The following is a 13,611-nucleotide window of genomic DNA, read 5'->3' as shown; positions in this document are numbered from 1 at the left end:
GCCATTTGCCGAACGGCCGACTGGCGACAAACGATCGCGGCCGACACAATCGGCGCGAACTGGACCAACGGAGGAAACGATGAACGGACGCAGCGCGTCAGCGCTTACGCGGGGTCTTGGCGGGAGAGGCGCGACGGAACTCTTCGATCACGTCGGCAAATTCGGAAACGTCCTCGAAGCGGCGATACACCGATGCGAAGCGGACATAAGCGATCGTATCGAGGCCGCGCAACTCGTTCATCACGAGTTCGCCGAGCTTCTCGCTACGCACTTCACGCTCGCCTGTCGCGAGCAGTTGATATTCGATACGGGCGACCGCCGCGTCGATCGCGTCGGCAGCAACCGGCCGCTTGCGCAGCGCGAGTTGCATGCTGGCGACGATCTTGCGACGGTCGAATTCGGTGCGGCTGCCGTCCTTCTTCACGACGAACGGCAGCGACAGCTCGACCCGCTCGTACGTCGTGAAGCGCTTGTCGCAAGCCGAGCAGCGACGGCGCCGGCGAATCGCGGCGCCATCCTCGGACACGCGCGAGTCTACGACCTGCGTGTCGTCATGCCGGCAGAACGGGCAGCGCATCGTCGATCAGCGATAGACCGGGAAACGCTTGGTCAGCTCGGCGACCTGCGCACGCACGCGCTCGATCGTCGCCGCATCTTCCGGGTTCTCCAGCACGTCGGCGATCAGGTTGCCCACTTGCTCCGCTTCCGCCGGGCCGAAGCCACGCGTCGTCATCGCCGGCGAGCCCAGACGGATCCCGCTCGTCACGAACGGCTTTTCCGGGTCGTTCGGGATCGCATTCTTGTTCACCGTGATGTGTGCCGCGCCGAGTGCCGCTTCCGCTGCCTTGCCCGTGATGTTCTTCGCACGCAGGTCCACCAGCATCACGTGGCTTTCCGTCCGGCCCGACACGATCCGCAGCCCGCGCTTCACCAGCGTTTCAGCCAGCACGCGTGCGTTCTCGACCACCTTCTCCTGGTATGCCTTGAACTCCGGCGACAGCGCTTCCTTGAACGCCACCGCCTTCGCCGCGATCACGTGCATCAGCGGGCCGCCCTGGATGCCCGGGAAGATCGCCGAGTTGATCGGCTTCTCGTACTCGGCCTTCATCAGGATCACGCCGCCGCGCGGGCCGCGCAGGCTCTTGTGCGTCGTCGTCGTCACGAAATCCGCGTGCGGCACCGGGTTCGGGTACACGCCGGCCGCGATCAGGCCTGCGTAGTGCGCCATGTCGACCATCAGGTACGCGCCCACCGACTTCGCGATCTTCGCGAGGCGTTCGAAATCGATCTTCAGCGAGAATGCCGATGCGCCCGCGACGATCAGCTTCGGCTTGTGTTCCTGCGCGAGCTTCTCGGCCGCTTCGTAGTCGATGTCCTCGTTTTCGTTCAGGCCGTAGCTCACGACGTTGAACCACTTGCCCGACATGTTCACCGGCGAGCCGTGGGTCAGGTGACCACCGTGCGCGAGGCTCATGCCCATGATCGTGTCGCCCGGCTTGAGCATCGCGAAGAACACGCCCTGGTTCGCCTGCGAACCCGAGTTCGGCTGCACGTTCGCGGCTTCCGCGCCGAACAGCTGCTTCACGCGGTCGATCGCGAGCTGCTCGACGATGTCGACGTACTCGCAGCCGCCGTAGTAGCGCTTGCCCGGATAACCTTCCGCGTACTTGTTCGTGAGCTGCGAGCCTTGCGCGGCCATCACGGCCGGGCTCGTGTAGTTTTCCGACGCGATCAGCTCGATGTGATCTTCCTGGCGGCGGTTTTCCTGCTCGATCGCTGCAAAGACTTCGGGATCGACGTTCGCGATGGTGCTTTGGGCTCTGTCAAACATACGGTTTCCGTTAAGTGTGTACAGGTTGACCGGGGCGGCCTAGTACGGTGCGCTGCTGGCGGGACCAGCTCGACGTGGCGGAAGAATCCGTATGACGCGAGGCAGGACAGCCACCGGCGATGCACGCGACGGCGCACAACGGCTGCCCAGGCGAACGGCAAAAACGGCGCCCCGCGCTTCACGGTGGGATGCTCCACCTTGACCCCGAAAGGGTTCTATCGCCAGTCACGCAGGGGTGATGAGCGCATTAGTGTATTGGATGCGTCATGATTAGGCAACCGCACGGCAGTGGCCTCCAAACAATAAGGGCCAGACTCTACGCGCCCGTGCCGAAACACTTCGCCGTCTTGCCGCGGTGCGGCATTCTCAGTAGGCTTGCGGGATTCCACCCGCTATTCCGTTACCGACCAGGAGCAGCAATGATCGTGTTCGTCACAGGTGCGTCCGCCGGCTTCGGCGCCGCCATCTCCCGCGCCTTCGTCAAGGGCGGCCATCGCGTCGTCGCCACCGCGCGCCGCAAGGATCGCCTCGACGCGCTCGCGGCCGAACTCGGCGACGCGCTGCTGCCGTTCGAGCTTGACGTGCGCGACCGCGCGGCCGTCGAAGCCGTGCCGGCCGCCCTCCCCGCCGAATTCGCGGCGCTCGACGTGCTCGTCAACAACGCCGGCCTCGCGCTCGGCGTCGAGCCGGCCCAGAAGGCCAGCCTCGACGAGTGGCAGACCATGATCGACACGAACTGCTCGGGCCTCGTGACCGTCACGCACGCATTGCTGCCCGGCATGATCGCGCGCGGTCGCGGCCATATCTTCAATCTGGGCTCGGTGGCCGGCACCTATCCGTATCCCGGCGGGAACGTATACGGCGCAACCAAGGCTTTCGTCAGACAATTCAGTCTGAACCTGCGTACCGATCTGATCGGCACGCCGTTGCGCGTAACCGACATCGAGCCGGGCCTGTGCGGCGGCACGGAATTCTCGAACGTCCGCTTCCGCGGCGACGACGCAAAGGCGGCGAACGTCTACGAGAACGTCCAGCCGCTCACGGCCGAGGACATCGCCGATACGATCTACTGGATCGCCACGCGTCCCGCGCACGTCAACATCAATACGATCGAAATGATGCCGGTCGCGCAAGCTCCGGCGGGCCTCACGATCCATCGCGGCTGACACGTCGCCCGCGGCCGCAGGCCCGCCCGCGGCCGGCCCCGGTGTGCCACGACGCACTACATTCCGTTACGAAACGGTTACGAATCCGGCCTTTGCCTTCCGGTAGAATGCGCGCCATGACTCAGCCTACCCGCTCCCCGGAAGCGCCGTCCGGCTTCACCTGGCCGGTGCGCGTGTACTACGAGGATACCGATGCAGGCGGCATCGTCTTCTATGCCAACTACCTGAAATTCTTCGAGCGCGCCCGCACCGAGTGGCTGCGTGCGTGCGGCATCGACCAGCGCCAGCTCGCCGACGATACCGGCGCGATCTTCATCGTCCGCAGCACGTCGCTCGACTACCGCGCGCCCGCGCGACTCGACGACACGCTGACGATCACGAGCCGGCCCGGACGCATCGGCCGCGCGTCGGTGGATTTCACGCAGGAAGCCTGGTGCGGCGACACGCTGCTCGTGGCCGGACACATTCGCCTCGGCTGCGTCGACCGTGACGGTATCCGGCCCGCGGCCATCCCGCCGGCCGTGCTCGACGCGCTGCAACGCGGGCCCGTCATCGACGCCGGGCACACTCCATTGTCAACGAAGCTCGCATGAGCGCCGTTTAGACAAAGCCTATGAACTTGCGGTTCTGATTCGATACTAAGCAAGGTTCGGCGTCAGGCATGGCCGGCGCGCCGCGCCGCACGCATACCGGGCGCCCCCGAAGGGCCGTTACTCAAACCTCTATGAACACTTCTCAAGACCTGTCGATCATTTCCCTCGTCCTCAATGCGAGCGTGCTCGCCCAGGCCGTGATGGGACTGCTGCTGTTGCTGTCGCTGATGTCGTGGACCTTCATCTTCCGCAAGTGGTTCGCGATCCGCCGCGCGCGCGCGCAGACCGAACGCTTCGAGAAGGATTTCTGGTCGGGCGGCGACCTGCAGGCGCTGTACCAGAGCGCGGCCAACAACCGCCACACGATCGGCGCGCTCGAGCGGATCTTCGAATCGGGGATGCGCGAATTTCTGAAGGCGAAGGAAAAGCGCATCAGCGATCCGGGCCTCGTGCTCGACGGTGCGCGCCGCGCGATGCGCGCGTCGTTCCAGCGTGAGATGGACGTGCTCGAAGCCAACCTCGCGTTCCTCGCGTCGGTCGGCTCGGTCAGCCCGTACATCGGCCTGTTCGGCACCGTCTGGGGGATCATGAACTCGTTCCGCGGGCTCGCGAACGTGCAGCAGGCGACCCTCGCGAACGTCGCACCGGGCATCGCCGAGGCACTCGTCGCCACCGCGATCGGCCTGTTCGCCGCGATTCCGGCGGTGGTCGCGTACAACCGCTACGCGCACGACATCGACCGCCTCGCGATCCGCTTCGAGACCTTCATCGAAGAGTTCTCGAACATCCTGCAGCGTCAGGCCCAGTAAGGAGCGCGCCATGGCAGGAAGTCCCATCCGATCCAGCATGCGCGGCGGCCGCTCGCGCCGTGCGATGGCCGACATCAACGTCGTGCCGTACATCGACGTGATGCTGGTGCTGCTCGTGATCTTCATGGTCACCGCACCGCTCGTCGCCCCGTCGATCATCAACCTGCCGACCGTCGGCAATGCCGCGCCGCAGGAGCAGACGCCGCCCGTCGTCGTCAACATCAAGGCCGACCGCACGATGAGCGTCAAGTACAAGGGCGACTCGGGCGCGACCCAGGAAGACACGATGACGAAGGCCGAGCTCGACAGCTTCATCTCGGCCCGGCAGGCCGATCACCCTGACCAGCCGGTCGTGATCGCGGCCGACAAGACCGTGCAGTACGATGCCGTCATGACCGTGATGTCGGATCTGAAGGCGCGCGGCGTCAAGCGCGTCGGTCTCCTCGTCAAATCGCAATGAACCGGCAGCAATCCACGCGCAGCGCCGCCTACCCGCCTCAGCCTCCCCGCGAGCGCGGCACCTGGCGCGCGTTCGCGCTCGCCGCGCTGATGCACGTGCTGCTCGCGCTGTTCCTCTATCACGGCGTGCAGTGGCAGAACAGCACGCCGGCCGGCGCCGAAGCCGAACTGTGGACCGAGGTGCCCGACGTGCCCGCGCCGCGGCCCGTCGTCACGCCCGCGCCGCCCGCGAAGGTCGCGCCCCCCGCTCCGCCGGTGCGCGACGAGCAGGCCGACATCGCGCTGCAACAGAAGAAACGTCAGCAGGAAGCGGCCGCGCGCGAAGCGCTGCTCGAGCAGCAGCGCCGCGCGCAGCAGTTGAAGCAACAGGAAGAGGAAGCGCGCCGCGCGCAACTCGCCGCGCAGCAGGCCGCCGCGCTCGCCGCGGAAAAGGCCGCCGAACGCGACAAGCAGAAGCAGGCGGCGAAACTGAAGCAACAGCAGCTCGCGGAGCAGCAAAAGCTCGAACAGCAGAAGCTCGAGCAGCAAAAACTGCAACAGCAGAAGCAGGCGCAGCTCGAAGCACAGCAGGCAGCGAAGGCCAAGGCGGACGCCGCCGCGAAAGCGAAGGCGGAAGCGCAGGCGAAGGCAAAGGCCGAAGCGGCTGCGCACGCGAAGGCCGACGCGGCCGCCAAGGCGAAGCTCGACCGGGAACGAAATGCGCGCCTCGCGCAGATGCAGGGCCTCGCGGGTGCCGGTGAAGGCGGCGGCCAGGGCCTCGCGAAAAGCGGCACCGGCACGGGTTCCGGCGGCAACGCCGCATCGCCCGGCTACGCCGACAAGGTGCGCCGCCGCGTGAAGCCGAACATCGTCTGGGGCGGCGAGCGCGCGGGGCTCACGACCATCGTCAAGATCCGCTGTACGCCCTCGGGCGACCTGCTGAGCGTGTCGGTCTCGCGATCGAGCGGCAATTCCGGGTGGGATCAGGCGGTCGTCAATGCGATCCAGGCGTCGGTTCCGTTACCGCCCGATACTGACGGTCATACCCCGTCGAGCATTACGATTACCTTCAAGGCGGCGGAGTGAGCGCAAATGCGCTTAAACTCCGTGCGTCGCTGCCGGACGGGAACGAATCGGGTATTTTTACTGTCTCTGCGGTTGCGCAGCGATCCAAGTCACATGGGAAGCAGAAGCATGAGTTTGATGACAAAGCTAGGTTTCAGGGCACTCGTGGCCTCGTGTCTGATTACGGCGGGCAGCGCCGCTAACGCCCAGGTCAACGTGCTGATCACCGGTGTCGGGTCGACCCAGTTCCCCATCGCCACCGCGAATTTCACGAACGAGGCGAGCCTGCCGCAACAGGTCACGTCGATCGTTCGTGCCGACCTCGCCCGCAGCGGCAAGTTCACCAACATCGACGCCGGCAGCACGCCCGTGCCCGAGACCGCATCGGTCGATCTCGGCGCATGGAAGGCCAAGGGCGCGAACGCGTTCGTCGCCGGCAGCGTGAACCGCGACGCGAACGGCCAGTACAAGGTCAACTTCATCCTGTACGACACCGTGAAGCAGCAAAGCCTCGGCGGCCTGTCGCTGACGGCGACCGACACCACGCTGCGCACGGCCGGCCACAAGATCGCCGACTACATCTACCAGAAGCTGCTCGGCGTGCGCGGCGTATTCGCCACGCGCCTGTCGTACGTGATCAAGACCGGTAATCGCTACCAGTTGCAGATCTCCGATTCGGACGGCCAGAACGCGCGCATCGCGCTGTCGAGCACCGAGCCGATCATCTCGCCGGCGTGGTCGCCGAGCGGGACGAAGGTCGCGTACGTGTCGTTCGAGCGCAAGAAGCCGATCGTCTACATCCATGACCTGCCGACCGGCCGCCGCTACATGGTCTCCGACCAGAAGGGCAACAACAGTGCGCCGGCGTGGTCGCCGGACGGCAACACGCTCGCCGTCGCGCTGTCGCTGACGGGCAATACGCAAATCTACACGGTCAACGCGAATGGCGGCGGCCTGCGCCGTCTCACGCAGAGCAGCTCGATCGATACCGAGCCGTTCTACTCGCCGGACGGCCGCTGGATCTACTTCACGAGCGATCGCGGCGGCGCGCCGCAAATCTACCGGATGCCCGCACAGGGCGAAAGCGCCGGTGCCGCGCAGCGCGTGACCTTCACCGGCAGCTACAACACGAGTCCGCGGATCAGCCCGGACGGCAAGCTGCTCGCTTACATCTCCCGCACGGGCGGGGGCTTCAAGCTGTACGTTCAGGATCTGCAATCCGGCGCGGCGAACGCCATCACGAATACCAATCGCGACGAATCGCCGAGCTTCGCGGCAAACGGCCAGTACGTTCTGTACGCTACCCAGTCGGGTGGTCGCAATGTTCTGGCCGCAGTGCCTTCCGACGGCAGCGCGCCGCCGCAAATCCTGTCCGTCCAGGGCGGCTCCGTTCGCGAGCCGTCGTGGGGGCCCTTCATGCAATGACCACAAGGAGAGTAACCATGATGTCGAATAAAGCTCGTCTGGCCCTGGCCGTGATGATGATCAGCGCGCTCGCCGCATGTAAGTCGGGCGTGAAGCTCGACGACAAGGCGAACAACGCGGGTGCCGTCAGCACGCAACCGAGCGCCGACAACGTCGCGCAAGTGAACGTCGATCCGCTGAACGACCCGAACAGCCCGCTCGCGAAGCGCAGCATCTACTTCGACTTCGACAGCTATTCGGTGAAGGACGAGTACCAGCCGCTGCTGCAGCAGCACGCTCAGTACCTGAAGAGCCACCCGCAGCGTCACGTGCTGATCCAGGGCAACACCGACGAACGCGGCACGAGCGAGTACAACCTCGCGCTGGGCCAGAAGCGTGCGGAAGCCGTCCGCCGCGCGATGGCACTGCTCGGCGTGAACGACTCGCAAATGGAAGCCGTGAGCCTCGGCAAGGAAAAGCCGCAGGCAACGGGCCACGACGAAGCATCGTGGGCGCAGAACCGTCGCGCCGACCTCGTCTACCAACAGTAAGTAACGGAAGAATCGCCGTATGACGCACCGTGTAACCTGGCTGCGTGCAGCCGCAGCTCTCTGCGTCGCCGGCGCGGCGTGGTCGGCCGCGCCGGCGCACGCCGGCGTGTTCGACGACAACGAAGCGCGCCGTGCCGTGCTCGATCTGCGTAGCAAAACCGACAACCTGGCGAACCAGTTGTCGGCCGCCCAGCGTACGATCCTCGATCAATCCGGCCGTCTCGACCAGCTGAACCAGCAGGTCGCGACGCTGCGCGGCGAGAACGAGGATCTGACGAACCGGCTGACGACGCTCGAGCGGCAGCAGAAGGAGTACTACCAGGATCTCGACACGCGGCTCAAGAAGTTCGAGCCGCAGCAGGCGACGATCGATGGTGTCGAAGGCACCGTGCAGCCGGGTGAAACGGATGCGCTCAATGCGGCGCAACAGCAGTTCCGCAACGGCAACTTCAAGGCAGCCGCGGCTTCGTTCCGCGCGTTCATCGCGAAGTATCCGCAGAGCCCCTACCAGCCGACCGCGCAGTACTGGTACGGCAATGCGCAATACGCGCTGCGCGACTACCGCGGTTCGACCGCGACGTGGCAAGGGATCGTCAGCAAGTTCCCGCAGCACCCGCGCGCGGCCGATGCCCTCGTGGCGATCGGGACGAACCAGCTCGAACAAGGCCAGAAGGCGGCCGCGAAGAAGACGTTCGAGCAAGTCGTGTCGCAGTACGCCGGGTCAAACGCGGCGCAGACGGCGCAGGGCAAGCTCGAAACGATCAAATAATTATCGCGGCGGGTTGTTGACACCCCATCAATCCGCCGCTATAATCTTTTGCTCTTTGGGTCGCTTGCCAAGTTGTTAAAGCAACGAACCAACAGGTTTCAAGAACGTGGGGTGGTAACTCAGTTGGTTAGAGTATCTGACTTTTAATCAGAGAGTCGAGGGTTCGAGTCCCTCCCACCCTACCAACTATCTTTGATAGTGCATTCAAGCCTCCCGCGTGGAGGCTTTTTTGCGTCTGTCGTCTGGCCGTTCGAGCTTGAATGCATCGACGATGCGCGCCGCGCACTCGGTCGCGCGCGGCCCCTGAGCATCGCAGCTCCCGCAGGCACCCTCCACTACCGCGTCCTTCGACATCGCCACCACCACCGTTGCGGTCACTGCCTGAACGTCAGCGCAGGCTGTTCGTCTCCAGCACGAGCGCGGTCTTCGCCGCCATGGAACGAGCGGCCGCGGTGCGGCTTCATTGAAGTTAGGCATCCGGAATATCTCCGCCTTCATGCGCGGCGGCATGGATGAACCGACAGTAAGGAGGCTTGTGGCACGCCGACGAAAGCGGGCCGCCGCGACCCTCATCGCGAAGCGGGCGGCCCGATCAGGCGCCCGCCGTGCGCAGCATCACTCCTGGATCGACGGCGCGGACTCCGCGTCGGCAAAACGCGGCTTCGCGTTCTGCAGGTCGCGCGTGTTCTTTTGCACGGCCACCGAGCCGAACAGCGCGAGCACGAACGACATCGCGTAGAAACCCTTTTCGCTCAGTTGCAGCGTGGCATTGAACAGGCCGACGATCAGCAACGCGATCGACAGCAGCAGCGCGATCCAGCTGAGGCCGTAGTAGATGCCGGTGACGGGAATACCTTCCGCGCGGTCGCGCACGCTCTTCTGCAGCGAGATCGCCGCGTAAAGGCCGAATACCAGCACGGTGAAGTAGTAACCCTTCTCGTTGAGCTGCATGCCGGCGTTCCAGAGGCCGATCAGGAACGCCGCGAAGCCGGCGAGCAGCGCGGCCCACGATGCTGCCACGAACGCGAACGACGGCTGATGGATGGTGGTCTGGTTCATTGCTTTGCCCTCTCTCTTCTTGTTCGAAATCGTTTTCGTTGAACTGCGTTTTGCGCATGGTAGCAGCTTTGGTCCGCGAGACGACAGCCGCCGGTGCAGTCTTACATGCCGCGCTGCGCGCGGCGCCAGCGCCCGGGCGTCATGCCGAGCACCGCGCGAAACGCCTTGCCGAAGGCAGCCTCGGACTGGTAACCGACCGCCTGCCCGATCTCCGCCTGACCGCGCTGCGTGTCCTGCAGCAACGCGCATGCATGCATCATCCGGATCTGCGCGACGAACGCGCCGACACTCATCCCGGCTTTCTCGCGGAAATGCCGCGCATAGGTCGCGCGCGACATGGCCGCCGCGTCGCCAAGCGACTCGACCGTCCACGGCTGCTCCGGCGCCCGCAGCACAGCCTGGACCGACGGGCCCAGCCGCGCATCGGCCGCGAGCGCGAGCCAGCCGGACGGCACGCTCGCGCCGCGGCCATAGGCACGCAGCGCATACGCGAGCAGCGCCTGGCCGAGCGCGTTCACGATCGCGCCGGCGCCCGGCTGCACGTTCGACGCCTCGGTGCGCAGCACGCTCGTCAGCAGTTGGAGCGGCTCGAACCCCGAGGCCTCACGCAATCCGACGTGCAGCACCTGCGGCAACGCGCGCATCAGCAATTCGCCTGCACCACGCGCGTAGACGAACCGTCCGCACAGCAGGTCCACACTCGCGCTGTGCGGCGCGGCCGGATCGAGATTCGACTTGACCGGCAGCACCGCGCCGTCGCCGGCACCCGAATCGCGTAGCGGCACGACCGGCTGCGACCGGTCGCGTCCCGTGTCGAGCAGGTCGTGTGCGCCGCCGGCTGGCAACAGCAGGAAATCGCCTTCGGCGAGCTGCAGCGTGCGTCCGTCGGCCGTGCGCAGCCGGCACGTGCCGGTCAGCACCAGATGGAACGCCGCCTCGCCGGGCGGCAGCGGGTCGTGCGGCATCGCGAATGGCCCGTCGAGCAGGCATCGCACGTCGAGCTCGACATGGCTGCGCCCCAGCGACAGCAGTTGACTCAAGGCATCCATGAGACGATTGCGCTAAAAATTGACACTCTAGCGTATCGAAACCCTCAGCGCGAACGATCAGAATAGGTCTGCATCGCCCGAGATCGCGGCGCCCGCCGCCCTCCTCACCTCTTCTCGAAAAGGACGCATCATGCTGAACTGGAACGAATACCGGAAGGAACTCTCGACGCGCATCGGCGACATCGCCAAGCTGTCGCCCGATACGCTGGCCGGGTACAAGGCGCTGTCCGGCGCCGGCGCCAAGACCGGCCATCTCGACGCAAAGACGCGCGAGCTGATCGCGCTCGCGGTGGCCGTCACGACGCGCTGCGACGGCTGTATTGCCGTTCACACCGCCGAGGCGACGAAGCACGGCGCAACCAAGGAGGAAGTGGCGGAAGCGCTCGGCGTCGCGATCGCACTGAATGCAGGCGCGGCGCTCGTCTATTCGGCGCGCGTGATGGACGCGCTCGGCGACTGACCGTCACCGCAGTGCCGTCGCGGGCCACCCTGCTGCGTGGCGCCCGGCCGTCCGGCCGGGTGGCCACGCACCTCGCGATGGTTGAAGATTGACCGGCGTGCTCGCGCCGGCAGCCGCCGCTGCGCCGCGCGCAGGCGCGGGCATGCCGCGAAGTCGGCTACCATGCGCGAACGATCCATCGTGAAGGAGCGTTCCATGTGCCGCTGGCTCGCCTATACGGGTAATCCGATCCATCTGGAAACCGTGCTGTTCCGCGCGAAACATTCGCTGATCGACCAGAGCCTGCATTCGGAACTCGGCGCCACAACCACCAATGGCGACGGCTTCGGCATCGGCTGGTACGGGCGCCCCGACGAGCTCCCGTTCCGTTACCGGTCCGTCCATCCGGCATGGAACGACCGCAACCTGCGCGAAGCCGCGCGCGCGATCCGCTCGCGAATGTTCATCGCACATATCCGCGCGGCGACCGACACGCCGGTACAGGAAACCAACTGCCACCCGTTCCGCCACGGCCGCTGGCTGTTCGCGCACAACGGATTGATCCGCGACTTCCACAAGCTGCGCCGCGACCTGACGATGAAGGTCGATCCCGCGCTGTTCCCGACGCTCGAAGGCTCGACCGATTCGGAGCTGATGTTCCGCCTGGCGCTGACTTACGGCCTCGAACAGACGCCGCTGCCGGCACTCGAACGAATGGTCGGCGTGGTCGAGGAAACCGCCGCGCGGCATCGCGTGGCCGATCCGCTCAACATGACGGTCTGCGCGACTGACGGCGACCGGATCATCGCGGTGCGCTATTCGAGCGAACGGCAATCACGCTCGCTGTTCCACAGCACGTCGTTCAAGCACCTGCACGAGCTGTATCCACATAACCCGCGCATCGCCGAAGCCGGCGACGACGCGTTCATGGTCGTGTCGGAACCGCTCGTCGACCTGCGCGGTGCATGGGAGGAAGTGCCGGAGGGGATGGCGATTGTCGCGCATGGCGCGGATGTGCTGCAGCAGCCGTTCGCGCCGCGGCACAAGTGACACGCCGCAGTCCTGAAGAAATCGAGCGTATTCAGGTGGCGAACACTTCGGTGCAGTGAGGCAATTGCGGCGATCCGGTTTAGAGGGGGCAGTGCTCAGTACTGCCGAGTCAAACCTGAAACGATACGGATCGTGGCGCGGCAAATACCATCGGGCAACTCGCCGCGAATTATCCTCGATCCGATAATGGGCGCCGGGGCCGTATGACGAAGGCAGGCGGCGCTCCTTACCCCGGTTTTCTCTGAATAAAAAATTGATATTCTTGCGATTTCATACCGGCCAGGGACCAGCACGATAATCGATACACGGTCGAGTACATATGTACGAGGAATGCCGCGATACGTCGACCGGCAAGCGTTCCCATTCTTCCCACGATTCCGGCACAAATCGCCCACGCCCGGATGCCCTACTGCACCGGGCCTGATATGGGTGTACCGATAATCCAGAGAGCGATGAAATGGGGCCGGGATTCTACGTGTCTTTTACTCCGTCCGCGACAGGCCTTCATTTCAATTTATTACGACGCATCGGCAATCATTACCGGACAGGTGGTGCTCGCGCACCGTCGCCGTGCGCGAGAACGAACGCTTATTCCTGATTAAAATATTCAAGTTACAAATTTGGAAAAGGCACGTTACAATTCGTCAACGGATGAATCCGAATCACAATAAAGCAGCGACGCAGTTACCGGCACATCGAATCCGAGATGACTCAAGATCTCCAAAATTCTCTTCCTGTCATGCTGACGGGCAATCAATCCGTGCTTTCCAGCATGAAGCAGGACCATGCCTTCGTGGTATGGCTCACCGGCGTCTCCGGTGCCGGTAAATCGACGCTGTCGAATCTGCTGAAGGAACAGCTCGACGCGCGCGGTCTGCGGACTTTTCTGCTGGACGGCGACCAGCTTCGCGAAGGATTGAATCAGGACCTGGGGTTCAGCGACGCGGACCGCCACGAGAACATTCGTCGGACGGCCGAGGTTGCGCGCCTGATGATGGATGCCGGGCTCGTCGTCATCGTTGCGCTGATCTCGCCGTTTCAGCAGGCACGCGCGAAGGCTCGCGCGCGTTTTCCCGAGGGAAAGTTTCTCGAAGTCTTTGTCGACGTTGCACTGGATGTCGCGGAAGCGCGCGATCCCAAGGGCCTGTATGCGCTGGCAAGGCAAGGAACCATTCGCCAATTCACCGGCATCGAATCGACCTATGAAAAGCCGGTATCGCCCGACGTGCACGTGCGCACGGGCGAAGCAAATCCGCTGGAATGCGTGCACGCGATCATTCAAAAATTGCCGTTGAACGGCTGATACCGGCGCGACCACCGGCCCGCCCCTCCGTCACCACCCGCTTCTGTTTCAGCGCGCCAGTTTGGCGAGCGGAGATTGAGTGGCC

The 13,611-nt window shown here is 64.7% G+C and carries 15 protein-coding genes, 1 tRNA gene and 1 riboswitch; of the genes, 12 read left to right on the top strand and 4 right to left on the bottom strand.

The window, feature by feature from the left end:
• Window positions 1-97: 97 nt before the first annotated feature.
• Together nrdR and glyA are read right to left on the bottom strand one after the other, a co-directional pair.
• Window positions 98-577 carry a transcriptional regulator NrdR gene (gene nrdR, locus VXM69_RS23085; RefSeq protein ID WP_006476792.1) on the bottom strand — a complete coding sequence of 160 codons (480 nt, stop codon included), beginning with the start codon at window positions 575-577 and terminating at the stop codon, window positions 98-100.
• Window positions 578-583: 6 nt separating this feature from the next.
• Entirely contained in the window at window positions 584-1,831 is a 1,248-nt protein-coding gene (gene glyA / locus VXM69_RS23080; protein ID WP_034187211.1) for a serine hydroxymethyltransferase, read from the bottom strand.
• A gap of 137 nt (window positions 1,832-1,968) precedes the next feature.
• A riboswitch (ZMP/ZTP riboswitch) is annotated at window positions 1,969-2,070 on the bottom strand.
• Between the two features lie 180 nt (window positions 2,071-2,250).
• On the opposite strand from glyA, the gene VXM69_RS23075 reads away from it, so the two are divergent.
• From VXM69_RS23075 to VXM69_RS23035, 9 genes are all read left to right on the top strand, one after another.
• Window positions 2,251-2,997 carry an SDR family NAD(P)-dependent oxidoreductase gene (locus tag VXM69_RS23075; protein WP_034187210.1) on the top strand — a complete coding sequence of 249 codons (747 nt, stop codon included), beginning with the start codon at window positions 2,251-2,253 and terminating at the stop codon, window positions 2,995-2,997.
• Window positions 2,998-3,104: 107 nt separating this feature from the next.
• Complete coding sequence (ybgC, locus tag VXM69_RS23070; RefSeq protein ID WP_034187209.1) at window positions 3,105-3,590, top strand: tol-pal system-associated acyl-CoA thioesterase; 486 nt, start codon at window positions 3,105-3,107, stop codon at window positions 3,588-3,590.
• 131 nt (window positions 3,591-3,721) lie between these two features.
• Entirely contained in the window at window positions 3,722-4,399 is a 678-nt protein-coding gene (gene tolQ, locus VXM69_RS23065) for a protein TolQ (RefSeq protein ID WP_021157170.1), read from the top strand.
• 10 nt (window positions 4,400-4,409) lie between these two features.
• Window positions 4,410-4,859, top strand: a complete 450-nt coding sequence (gene tolR / locus VXM69_RS23060) for a protein TolR (protein ID WP_006484943.1) — start codon at window positions 4,410-4,412, stop codon at window positions 4,857-4,859.
• Complete coding sequence (gene tolA, locus VXM69_RS23055; RefSeq protein ID WP_034187208.1) at window positions 4,856-5,923, top strand: cell envelope integrity protein TolA; 1,068 nt, start codon at window positions 4,856-4,858, stop codon at window positions 5,921-5,923. Before tolR ends, tolA begins: the two co-directional genes overlap by 4 nt.
• Before the next feature lie 108 nt (window positions 5,924-6,031).
• Window positions 6,032-7,327 (top strand): Tol-Pal system beta propeller repeat protein TolB, encoded by a 1,296-nt coding sequence (gene tolB / locus VXM69_RS23050; RefSeq protein ID WP_034187207.1) that lies wholly within the window; start codon window positions 6,032-6,034, stop codon window positions 7,325-7,327.
• Window positions 7,328-7,344: 17 nt separating this feature from the next.
• Window positions 7,345-7,857 carry a peptidoglycan-associated lipoprotein Pal gene (gene pal, locus VXM69_RS23045; RefSeq protein WP_011883386.1) on the top strand — a complete coding sequence of 171 codons (513 nt, stop codon included), beginning with the start codon at window positions 7,345-7,347 and terminating at the stop codon, window positions 7,855-7,857.
• A 19-nt stretch (window positions 7,858-7,876) separates the two neighbouring features.
• Complete coding sequence (gene ybgF, locus VXM69_RS23040) at window positions 7,877-8,626, top strand: tol-pal system protein YbgF (RefSeq protein WP_034187206.1); 750 nt, start codon at window positions 7,877-7,879, stop codon at window positions 8,624-8,626.
• 108 nt (window positions 8,627-8,734) lie between these two features.
• Window positions 8,735-8,811 (top strand) — tRNA-Lys (locus VXM69_RS23035).
• A 430-nt stretch (window positions 8,812-9,241) separates the two neighbouring features.
• Here VXM69_RS23035 and yiaA read toward each other — a convergent pair.
• Both yiaA and VXM69_RS23025 read right to left on the bottom strand, forming a co-directional pair.
• On the bottom strand, window positions 9,242-9,685 hold the full coding sequence (gene yiaA, locus VXM69_RS23030) for an inner membrane protein YiaA (protein ID WP_034187204.1): 444 nt from the start codon (window positions 9,683-9,685) through the stop codon (window positions 9,242-9,244).
• Window positions 9,686-9,786: 101 nt separating this feature from the next.
• On the bottom strand, window positions 9,787-10,734 hold the full coding sequence (locus VXM69_RS23025) for an AraC family transcriptional regulator (protein WP_069706542.1): 948 nt from the start codon (window positions 10,732-10,734) through the stop codon (window positions 9,787-9,789).
• A gap of 130 nt (window positions 10,735-10,864) precedes the next feature.
• On the opposite strand from VXM69_RS23025, the gene VXM69_RS23020 reads away from it, so the two are divergent.
• The 3 genes from VXM69_RS23020 to cysC all read left to right on the top strand — a co-directional run bounded on the left by VXM69_RS23020 (window position 10,865) and on the right by cysC (window position 13,526).
• Window positions 10,865-11,194, top strand: a complete 330-nt coding sequence (locus VXM69_RS23020) for a carboxymuconolactone decarboxylase family protein (protein WP_034187202.1) — start codon at window positions 10,865-10,867, stop codon at window positions 11,192-11,194.
• A 195-nt stretch (window positions 11,195-11,389) separates the two neighbouring features.
• A complete protein-coding gene (locus VXM69_RS23015; protein WP_069706541.1) occupies window positions 11,390-12,223 on the top strand; it encodes a class II glutamine amidotransferase in 834 nt (277 codons plus the stop codon).
• Between the two features lie 739 nt (window positions 12,224-12,962).
• Window positions 12,963-13,526: an adenylyl-sulfate kinase gene (gene cysC / locus VXM69_RS23010; RefSeq protein ID WP_367190203.1), complete on the top strand. Its 564-nt coding sequence runs from the start codon at window positions 12,963-12,965 to the stop codon at window positions 13,524-13,526.
• Window positions 13,527-13,611 lie beyond the last annotated feature (85 nt).

This window comes from Burkholderia sp. Ed8 (genome assembly GCF_040761425.1).
Taxonomy (GTDB): Bacteria; Pseudomonadota; Gammaproteobacteria; order Burkholderiales; family Burkholderiaceae; genus Burkholderia; species Burkholderia seminalis.
This window is presented reverse-complemented; position numbering and strand designations above follow the sequence as displayed.

Coding starts and splice junctions, on each gene's coding strand:
- tolR (WP_006484943.1), top strand. CDS start 4,410: ATGGCAGGAAGTCCCATCCGATCCAGCATGCGCGGCGGCCGCTCGCGC.
- nrdR (WP_006476792.1), bottom strand. CDS start 577: ATGCGCTGCCCGTTCTGCCGGCATGACGACACGCAGGTCGTAGACTCG.
- VXM69_RS23015 (WP_069706541.1), top strand. CDS start 11,390: ATGTGCCGCTGGCTCGCCTATACGGGTAATCCGATCCATCTGGAAACC.
- tolA (WP_034187208.1), top strand. CDS start 4,856: ATGAACCGGCAGCAATCCACGCGCAGCGCCGCCTACCCGCCTCAGCCT.
- ybgF (WP_034187206.1), top strand. CDS start 7,877: ATGACGCACCGTGTAACCTGGCTGCGTGCAGCCGCAGCTCTCTGCGTC.
- cysC (WP_367190203.1), top strand. CDS start 12,963: ATGCTGACGGGCAATCAATCCGTGCTTTCCAGCATGAAGCAGGACCAT.
- tolB (WP_034187207.1), top strand. CDS start 6,032: ATGAGTTTGATGACAAAGCTAGGTTTCAGGGCACTCGTGGCCTCGTGT.
- yiaA (WP_034187204.1), bottom strand. CDS start 9,685: ATGAACCAGACCACCATCCATCAGCCGTCGTTCGCGTTCGTGGCAGCA.
- ybgC (WP_034187209.1), top strand. CDS start 3,105: ATGCGCGCCATGACTCAGCCTACCCGCTCCCCGGAAGCGCCGTCCGGC.
- VXM69_RS23025 (WP_069706542.1), bottom strand. CDS start 10,734: ATGGATGCCTTGAGTCAACTGCTGTCGCTGGGGCGCAGCCATGTCGAG.
- VXM69_RS23020 (WP_034187202.1), top strand. CDS start 10,865: ATGCTGAACTGGAACGAATACCGGAAGGAACTCTCGACGCGCATCGGC.
- VXM69_RS23075 (WP_034187210.1), top strand. CDS start 2,251: ATGATCGTGTTCGTCACAGGTGCGTCCGCCGGCTTCGGCGCCGCCATC.
- glyA (WP_034187211.1), bottom strand. CDS start 1,831: ATGTTTGACAGAGCCCAAAGCACCATCGCGAACGTCGATCCCGAAGTC.
- tolQ (WP_021157170.1), top strand. CDS start 3,722: ATGAACACTTCTCAAGACCTGTCGATCATTTCCCTCGTCCTCAATGCG.
- pal (WP_011883386.1), top strand. CDS start 7,345: ATGATGTCGAATAAAGCTCGTCTGGCCCTGGCCGTGATGATGATCAGC.